A 7744-nucleotide genomic window follows, 5' to 3' on the forward strand; every position below is an offset into this window, starting at 1 on the left:
ATAGCAGGCGTGTTACCAAGATAGGTGTCGCCTCGCGGGGGTCTTGCGCCTGTGAGGTTCCGAGACGATGACGGAATGGACGCCCAAGTGAGGGCTCATGGCCATCCTCCCCCGGCAGTTCCACCCATCGGATCCGGTCACCCTCGGGCGTCACCGTCGCCTTCCGGACAGCCCACTCCCTGTTCCTGTGTGCGAATCGGGATGATCGTAAGGCCACCCCGTTGGCGGGCGTCAGCCGCGGGCGTCCACCACCGTCCGCAGCTTGCCGGTGGTCGGCGTGCGCGCGAAGCCGGCGCTGTCCACCGCTTCCACCGCGACGTCGAGCAGCCGCTCGTCCGCCGCGGTGCGCAGCTCCGGGTAGCCGGCCAGGAGCGCGTCCCGCAGGTGGTTGATGCCGGTGCCGGTGTGCTCCACGCGGACGGTGAGGCGTTCGCGCGGGCCGTCGGCGGACAGCAGGAGCTGGAGCTCCCCGCTGTAGCCGGTCTCCTCCGCGAGGGTGACGAAGCGGCGGTAGTTGAGGAAGTAGGTCGCCACGCGCATCACGTCGCCGGTGCGGCCCAGGAGTTCGAAGCGCGGGGCCCGGCTGCCGCAGGGGCAGGGGCCGGGGACGGCGCGGCCTAGGTCACCGATGACGTAGCGGTCGAGCTTCTGACCGCGGCGGGCGCGGGTGGTGAAGACGAGGCGGCCGGTCTCGCCCGGGGGCACCGGGCGGTCGGCGTCGACGCCGACGATCTCCAGGGTGTGCAGGTCGGCGTGGAGGTGGTGGACACTGCCCTCGCTCTCCACGCACTGGTAGCCGAGCGGGCCGAGGTCGGTGCTGCCGTAGGTGATGGAGCGGACGGTCTCGATGCTGAAGGTCTCGGCCAGGACGCGGCGCTGTTCGGCGGTGAAGTGCTCGCCCCCGTAAAAGATCTTGCGGATGCCGCCGTACGAGCGCAGCAGGTTGGCCTGGTCGTGCAGTAGCTGCCACAGGTAGGAGGGCATGCCGAAGAGGGTGTCGGCCTGGTGGGCGATCAGTGTCTCGGCGGTGGCCCGGTGGTCGGGGCCGGCGGTCATCGGCAGCTGGACGCCGCCGAGCCGCTCCAGGATGGAGAAGAAGCTGATGAACCCGCCGTACATGTCGCCGCAGTAGAAGAGGTTGGCGGTGCGGTCGCGGGCCGGGTCGTAGCCGGCGGCGAGCAGGCCGCGGGCGGCGGCGTGCATCTGGGTGTCGTAGTCGTCGTAGGTGAAGAGGGAGAGGGCGGGACTGCCGGTGCTACCGCCGCTGCGGAAGTACAGCTCGGCGTCGGCCCGGCCGACCTCGCGGTTGCGTTCCTGGACGGCGGCCTTGTCCAGCAGCGGCCCGGCGGGCGGCGGGACGTCGACCGGGCGGATCAGGTCGTCGAGGCAGGCGGTGGTGGCGAAGCGCTCGTCGGCCCGGACGGCCACGCGGCGGCTGTAGCGCTGGAGGGCGTAGACGCCGTCGTGGGGCTCGCCGGGGTAGCTGCCCAGCATGTCGCCGACCGGGGTGACCCGGGTGACACCGGCTGCCAGGACGGTGCGGGCGAGTTCCGCGACGTCCGCGCGGCTGCCCGCGATACCGGCCGTCTGCAGGTAGCGGCGCATGGGCCGCAGGGTGGCGATCAGGTGCTTGCGGGGCAGCGGCTTGACCCAGATGCTGCGGTGCAGCGGTGAGGCGGTGAGCGCGGGCCGGGTGTCGGCCATGACGCGCCAGGAGCCGTCGGGGGCGGCGTGGACGCGGGTCAGACCGAGGTGCTCCTCCAGGCGGGCGAGCAGCTCGGTGGTGGTGATCTCGGCCTCCTCGGCCGGGCCGAGCTCCTCGCCCCGGGGCGCGGGCGGCACGGCGGCCAGGGCGCCGGCCAGGCGCTCGGCGAAGGCGAAGACCTCGTCGACGTCCTCGGTGTCGAGGTAGACGACCTGCGGGCTGGAACACGCCTGCTGCTCGCGCAGGCACACGTCCGCCGCGAGGGCGCACAGCGTGGCCCCGTCGTGCCAGGCGTCCGAGGCGAGGTAGGCGAAGGAGATCCGGTGGCCCCACTCCACCAGGCGGCAGCCGGGCGGGACGTGGGCGGCGACACCCTCGACGGCGGCCTCGCCGCCCCACACCGCGACCGCGTCGGCGGGCACGCACATCAGGCGCAGCCACTCCTGGCGGGAGGAGGGGAAACGCAGTACGACGACGCGCTCGGCGACGGCCCCGGTGGGGTCGAACGCGGCGAGTTCGGCGAGCAGGTGCTGGGCGAGGAGGGTGTCGGCGCTGCTGGTCTTGAGGACGTTGATGTTCCCGGCGAGCAGTCCCTCGACGATGCTGAGCGGTGCGACGGTGGCGGCGTTGCCGGGGGCGATGTGGGCGACCATGCCGACGGGTGCCCACGCCTCGTAGACGGTCTCCTTGGCGTCGGGCCGGCCCAGCCGCTCGGGGGTGGCTCCGCCGAGCTCGCGGCGGAGCTTGCGGGTCAGTTCGGGGCGGCTGAGGAAGGCGGCGAGTTCGGTGAGGAGCGAGGCGTCCTCGTCGTCGGGCAGATGGGCGGCCAGGCGGGCGGTCACCGGGTGCGCGGGGTCGCGCAGGGCGGTGGCCAGCCGGTCGCAGGCGGCCAGCACGGTCTCGGTGTCCAGGGGGGTGGCCAGCGCGGCCTCGACGGCGGCGGGCAGGCCGGCCAGTCGGCGGGCCGCCTCGTCGTCGTCGACGAAGGCGCCCTGCCAGTAGTGCTGGTGGTTCGTCTCGGTCACGACATTCCCTTCATCAGTTCGGAGGCGGCCACGGCACAGCTGCGGTTGCGGCTCACGCCGGCGCGGCCGTGCACGGTGAACCAGGGGGTGTTCAGCTCGCAGCCGCACTCCTCGCCCGGGTGGAGGGAGGCCAGATCGCCCATAAGGACGCTCTGCGCCGGTACGGAGGTGATGTACGGCGAGACGAGGTGCAGATAGCCCCGCTCGCCGTACGGCAGCGGCTCCAGGGTGCGCGTGGAGCGGATGGCGACGCGCGACCAGACGGGGGCGTGCAGCCGGTGGTGGTCGCACTCGATGTACGGGATGCAGTGCTCGACGGAGCCGAAGGTGTCGCGGATCCGCTCCGGGGGGATGCCCAGCTGCTCGGTGATCCGGGCGTACAGCTCGTCCTTGCCGATCTGCCGGTCGGCGTTGCCCTTCCAGCCGCCGCCGAGGATCACCAGGGAGTCCTCGGACAGGCGCAGGGGCGGCAGGCCCATGGCGCGCATCCGCTCCAGGGTGAACCAGAGGAAGGCGGGGAAGCCCAGGATGCGCACGGGCGCGTCGTCCCGCTCGTAGCGGCGCAGCGCCTCGACGCAGCCGAAGGGGTCGAACTCGTGGCCACCGCCGGTGTTCCGCAGGGCGTACGCGACCTGCCGGGCGGGGGCGAAGTCGCACAGGTAGTTGTCGGTGAAGGAGGTGCCCAGCTTGAGGTCGCGGGCCGGCTCGTAGCTGTAGAGGAGATAGTTGACCTCCTGGCCGGGGGTGATCCAGCCGTTGTGGTCGAAGATGCGGGCGACCATGCGCTGGGCGGAGCGGATGGTCCAGGTGTCGAAGAACATCTGCGACTTCTGGCCGGTCGTGCCGGAGGAGGTCAGGTGCAGGTCGACGGCGTCGCGCGGGATGGAGAGCAGCTCGTGCCGCTTGAAGAGGTTCGCGTGCACGAGCGGGGCGCGGTAGGGGGCGCCGGCGTCGGTGCCGGTGCTCTCGTACAGCGAGCGGAAGAACGGGGAGCGGTCGGCGTGCCAGGCGTTGATCTCGGCCATGGCGGCGGCGAACAGCTCGTCCTCGGCGGGGCCGGTAGCGTAGGGGTCGGTCAGATCGCACAGCTCCTCCACCCGGGGCAGCAGCCCGGGGTCCGGCACGGCGATCGGGGCCAGGTGGCTGTTCATGAGGCAACCTTGAGGGTGGGCAGATAGGTCGACGCCCAGGCCGACGCGTAGGAGTCCAGATAGGGCTGGAGCGGCCCGTCGTCGACGACGCCGCGGAAGTCAATCTGTTCGTTGGTGTGGGTCATCACGGCGTAGTCGTGGAAGCCGTCGCCCTCGGCCCGCATGGCCGGGTAGAGGGCGCTGGGGATGAAGCCCTGGGCGAGGAAGGCGGAGAGCAGGTCGTGCCGGTCCAAGGGCACCAGGGCCTCGACGTAGCCGGCGCCGGCCCGGGTGAGGGTGCGCGTGATGGGCTCCAGCCAGGCCGCTGCCGCGGCGGGCCCGGGGTGGGCGGCGATCAGCGCGCAGTAGCTGCCGGTGCGGTTGACGTAAGCGTAGACCTCGAAGTGGCCGTCGTCGGGCATCAGCAGCACGTTGGGCGTGTGCAGGGGGTAGAACCAGCTGTCGGCGTCGGGGAAGCGCTCGCGGAAGCGGCGGCGGACGAACGCCGGTGCCTCGATCGTCTCCAGCCGTCCCGCGGGGGGCCGTTCGGGGGCGGGGAGCGGGGCGGTGGCCCGGGTGTCGGCGTAGCTGACGCCCAGGCTCTGTTCGACGGCGCGCAGCAGCGGCGTCAGCGGTGCGGGGACCTCGGGCACGGGGACGCGGCGGTCCAGCACCCCTGAGGAGTGACGCGCGTAGAGCGCAAGGCTCTCGCGGCTGCTGAGGTCGACGGCGTTGGGCAGGATGCCGAGGGCGCGGAAGCCGTTGCGGGCGACGACGCGCTGGGGACCGGCGCTGATGGTGCGGACGGTGGCGTAGACAGAGTCGAGGAGGCCCGTGCCGAGGGTGCGTTCGCACAGTGCCTCGGTCAGCGCTCCGGCGAGTCCGCCGGTGCGGTGTTTCGGGTGCACGGCCAGGCCTTCGAGCCGGCCGATGCGGCTGACGAGCTCGCCGTGGACGGCGGCGGATCCGACGAGGGCGCCGGTGCCCGGCCGGCGGGCGACCAGCCAGAGGGTGTGCGGGTCCTGGATGAGCCGGGCCATCTCGGCGGGGTCGGTGCCGAGTCCGGCGGGGTAGTGCGGTCCGTAGACCGCGTAGTACAGCTGGCGCAGATCGGCGATGTCGGCGGGGGTGGCCGCCTGGAGCTCGGGGGTCATCGCTCGCTTCCGACGGGGACGGTTTCGGGAAGGGGTGCGGGGTCGGCGGGTCCGGGCGTGCGCTCGCGCAGCAGGGCGAGGACGCAGGCCGCGGGCAGCAGGCCGGCCGCCTGGATCAGGCACAGCGCCCGGACGGGCAGCTGGTCGCCGAGCAGTCCGAAGAGCAGGGAGGCCAGTGGGAAGGTCGCGCCGAGCACGGCCTGCATGACGGCGAAGAAGCCGGGCTTGTCGGCCGCGGGGACCAGCCGCTGGAAGAGGGCCACGAAGCGGACGCCGATGACGCCCACGCACCAGCCGGCCACGACGAGGGAGCCGGCGAAGACCAGCCGTCCGGTCAGCAGACCGGGCAGGGCCAGGGCGAGCGACATCAGTGCCAGGCAGTACGAGCTGAGGACGGTCGGTCGTCCGGGTATGCGCGCTCCGGTGAAGGAGCCGATCAGTGTGCCGGTGCCCAGGGACGCCTCCAGCAGGGCGACGGTCGAGCCGTCGTCGTGGAGCACGGACCGGGTGTAGAGCGGGATGACGACGAAGACGGCGGTGGTGAAGAGGTTCGCGGCCGTGAAGCAGAGCAGGATCTTGCGGACGAGGGGCAGGCCGGACAGGATCCGGCGCAGTGTCCGCCCTCCGGTCCCGGCGGCGTCGTCCGCCGTGGCGGCCCCGGGTGCGGCGGCCGGGCGGAAACGCACCGCCGTCAGCAGCAGCGCGGCCGTCAGATAGGCCGCCGCGCAGCCCACCGCGAGGCCCACGACGCCGGCCCCGTCGGCGATCAGGGCGCCGAGCAGGGCGCCGCCGAGGCTCGCCAGGGACTGGGTGGAGAGTTCGAAGCCTGTGGCGGCCTCGATGTCCTCGTCGTCGACGAGTTCCGGCACGGAGGTGGTCAGACAGGGGTCGAAGAAGGCCTGGCAGGCGGCCAGGGCCAGGGTCGCGGCGTAGGCCGCCGCGAGCGGCAGTTCGGCCGCGTACGCCCAGCCGGCCAGCGCGGCCGTGGCCAGTCCGGCGGTGCCGGCCGCCGCGCGCAGCAGCGAGCGGCGGGAGCAGCGGGCCACGGCCCGGGCGACGACAGGGGCGAGGGCGACGGCGGGCAGGGTACTGACCGCCATGAACAGCCCGGAGGCGAGGCCGCGGCCGCCGCCGACGGCGTAGGCGACCAGCCACCAGGCCACGCCCACCTGGAACATGCGCACCGCGGCCTGGGTCAGGACCTGGGCCAGCCAGACGGCGCCGAAGGTGCGGTTGCGCAGGACGAGCGGCAGCCGGCGGCCCTTGGGCGCGCCGGAGGGGTCGGGGGTGCTCACGCGGTCGGCCTCTCGTCGAGGACGCGGACGAGCTTGCCGGAGCGGGGGTTGACCGCGAGGTCGCCGTTCCGGACCCATTCCACGGTCAGCGGGTGCACCATGCCGGCGCGTTCGCTGTCGGGGTAGAGCGGCCGGGCGGTGTTGAGCGCGGTGACGATCTCCTTGGCGAGGACGTCGAGTCCGGCCGGGTCGTCGTCGCCGGGCGCGGTGGCCAGGCGCAGGACAAGGCCGTCGCGGCCGTTCCAGCGGCGGACGACGAGCTGGGTGCCGGTGACGCGGCCCTCGGTGTCCGCCTCGGCGACGGCGGCGTGGGCGTCCTGGGTGTAAAGGGAGACGGGTCCGACGCGGACGCCTTCCTCGGCCCGGCCGAGGATGCGGAAGTGGCCGGCCGCGGGGTCGGTCCACTCCGCCCGGTCGCCGGCGGGGTAGCGGATGACGGGCATGAGGCGGCGGAAGAGGCTGGTCACCAGGACGCGACCGGGGCGGCCGGCCTCGGTGACGGGTTCGCCGGTCGTCTCGTCGACGATCTCGACGAGGGTGTGCGGGCTGAACGCCCGGTGCACGCGCGGATCGGGGCCGGGCACGGGACGGCCGAGGAGGCCGGCGTCGACGCTGGCGTAGCCGAGGGAGCGGGGCTCGGCGTGCGGGAAGGCGGAGGCGAGCAGGCGCCGCTGGTCGTCGAAGAGCGCCTCGCCACCGAAGAACAGCAACTCGACGGAGGGAAGCTGACGGCCCGTCGCGACCAGGTGTTCGGCGAGCCGGCACAGGGTGGTCGGTGTGCCGGCCGCCACCTGGACGGCGAAGTCCGCCAGGGTGGGCACCGTCGACTCCAGCGGGGCGGCGCCGCCGATGGGCAGGCGCACATTGTCGACGGGGGCCTGGGCGAGCGAGTCGAGGACGAAGAGGAAGCTGGCGTAGAGCTCGCCGGCGTAGAAGAGGTCGGCGACGCGGTGTCCAGGGCGCAGTCCCGCGTCGAGGAGCCCCTGTCCGAAAGCGGCGGTGAATACCCGCCATTCCTCGCGTGTGTAGCAGGAGAACTTCGGTGCGCCGGTGGTGCCGCCGGTCTTGTAGACGACGGCTTCGGAGAGGGGCCCGGTCAGAACACGATTGACGCGGAGGGCATTCGCCTGCCAGAACGCGTTCTGGTCCACCACGGGGAGTTGCGTGAGGCACTCGACCCGGTCGGGAAGTCCGGCGTAGAGCTCGGCGTAGAAAGGAGAGTTATGACGGGCGAAACGTATGAGGTCCGATAGCTGGTGGACGGACATGTAGCCTTTGCCTTGTGGGTAACAATGCGGGGTACGCAGGGTTGTGCGGCATGACGAGGATCGGTGCTCGCCGCCTGCCTGCCGGGCGTCGCGTCAAGCGCGGTACGCCGGCCCATCGGGTCGGTCACTGTCGACCTGACGAACGATCATAACCTTTGTGGCGCCAA

The 7744-nt window shown here is 72.7% G+C and carries 5 protein-coding genes; all 5 read right to left on the reverse strand.

Annotation, left to right across the window (positions count from 1 at the left end):
• Positions 1–231: 231 nt before the first annotated feature.
• Genes ACZ4QV_RS42105 through ACZ4QV_RS42125 form a run of 5 tightly spaced genes read right to left on the reverse strand, consistent with a single transcriptional unit; the run spans position 232 to position 7577 of the window.
• On the reverse strand, positions 232–2730 hold the full coding sequence (locus ACZ4QV_RS42105) for an acyl-CoA reductase (protein ID WP_467764529.1): 2499 nt from the start codon (positions 2728–2730) through the stop codon (positions 232–234).
• Complete coding sequence (locus ACZ4QV_RS42110) at positions 2727–3881, reverse strand: LuxE/PaaK family acyltransferase (protein WP_467764530.1); 1155 nt, start codon at positions 3879–3881, stop codon at positions 2727–2729. The genes ACZ4QV_RS42105 and ACZ4QV_RS42110 overlap by 4 nt, the downstream gene beginning before the upstream one ends.
• Positions 3878–5014, reverse strand: coding sequence for a GNAT family N-acetyltransferase (locus ACZ4QV_RS42115; RefSeq protein ID WP_467764531.1), 1137 nt, complete (start codon positions 5012–5014; stop codon positions 3878–3880). The genes ACZ4QV_RS42110 and ACZ4QV_RS42115 overlap by 4 nt, the downstream gene beginning before the upstream one ends.
• Positions 5011–6309: an MFS transporter gene (locus tag ACZ4QV_RS42120; RefSeq protein ID WP_467764532.1), complete on the reverse strand. Its 1299-nt coding sequence runs from the start codon at positions 6307–6309 to the stop codon at positions 5011–5013. The genes ACZ4QV_RS42115 and ACZ4QV_RS42120 overlap by 4 nt, the downstream gene beginning before the upstream one ends.
• Positions 6306–7577 (reverse strand): phenylacetate--CoA ligase family protein, encoded by a 1272-nt coding sequence (locus tag ACZ4QV_RS42125; protein ID WP_361161156.1) that lies wholly within the window; start codon positions 7575–7577, stop codon positions 6306–6308. Before ACZ4QV_RS42125 ends, ACZ4QV_RS42120 begins: the two co-directional genes overlap by 4 nt.
• Positions 7578–7744: the final 167 nt, after the last annotated feature.

It is taken from the genome of Streptomyces sp. NPDC026394 (genome assembly GCF_055567735.1).